The organism is Pseudomonas sp. AF32, assembly GCF_022342325.2.
Taxonomy (GTDB): Bacteria; Pseudomonadota; Gammaproteobacteria; order Pseudomonadales; family Pseudomonadaceae; genus Aquipseudomonas; species Aquipseudomonas uvaldensis.
The window spans coordinates 1-1,022 of the sequence record NZ_RQJK02000055.1 but is presented as its reverse complement, the minus strand read 5'-3'; the positions used below and the strand labels follow the sequence as shown (position 1 = coordinate 1,022).

The window sequence follows — 1,022 nt, the reverse complement described above, 5'->3', positions numbered from 1 at the left end:
ACCCCAGACGTAAGCGCGATGGGTTTTCTTCTCGCCCGGCGCCAGCATCTGCACCGGCGTTTCATCGACGTGTACCACGTTGTGTGCAAGCACCACTTCGCGAAGGGCGTCGACCAGAGGCTGCAACTCAACGCCGCAAGTACCGACCCAATTAGCCAAGGTTGAACGAGGGATCGCAAGGCCAGCACGTCCGAAGATTTTCTCCTGGCGATACAGCGGTAAATGATCGGCGTATTTCGCGATCATCACCTGGGCCAGTAGCCCGGCAGTTGGGATGCCTTTGTCGATCACCTGCGCCGGTATCGGGGCCTGGATCAAGATTTCGCAGTCATCGCAGACCCATTTACCACGGATATGCCGCTCGACACTGAACACGCCTGGTGTGTAGTCGAGTTTTTCGCTGACGTCTTCTCCAATGCGCTTGAGTGCACAGCCGCATTGGCATTGGGTGTTTTCAGGCTCGTGATGGATCAGTGTGCGAGGAAATTCGGCAGGTAAGGTGGTGCGTTTGGGTTGCCGGCGGACTGGCGATTGCGCAGGCTTTGGTACCAGTACTTCTAACTCGGCTTCGATGGCGGCCAGGTCAGTCTCAATCAGGTCGTCTAGCAAACTCGCCTGACTGGGACTAAATGACTCGGCGCGCTTGGCGAAGCGATGACGTTTGAGCTGGGCGATTTCGTGGGCGAGTTGCTGATTCCGGGTTTTGTGGTGCAGCACTTCTTTATCAAGACGCTCAAGATGTTGAAGCAACTGCGCAGCGAGGCTGCGCAGTTGTTCGGTGTCGAGCTGATTGAGAGGAGGAGTCGGAATCATGGCGATGACTCTGCCCGATCGACTGATCGATGTATGTCATCCATTTCCTTTAATGGGTACGGATAGCTCCGTCAGATCCAAGGCGTTGCCAGGGAAGACCGACTACCAGTGCCTGTAGCTGCTCAGGATTGAGTTCCATCTGGTCACCATGACGATTGCTCGGCCAGGAAAACTTCCCTTGATGCAGACGACGTGCCGCCAACCAAATG

General features: G+C 55.9%; 2 protein-coding genes. Both read right to left on the bottom strand.

Translation table 11 applies throughout. The features are described 5' to 3' along the window. Positions 1–813, bottom strand: an 813-nt coding sequence (gene tnpC, locus EGM97_RS26065) for an IS66 family transposase (RefSeq protein ID WP_477788894.1), incomplete at its 3' end; no start/stop codon positions are given. A 49-nt stretch (positions 814–862) separates the two neighbouring features. Continuing rightward, positions 863–1,015 carry an IS66 family insertion sequence element accessory protein TnpB gene (gene tnpB, locus EGM97_RS26060; RefSeq protein ID WP_477788895.1) on the bottom strand — a complete coding sequence of 51 codons (153 nt, stop codon included), beginning with the start codon at positions 1,013–1,015 and terminating at the stop codon, positions 863–865. Positions 1,016–1,022 lie beyond the last annotated feature (7 nt).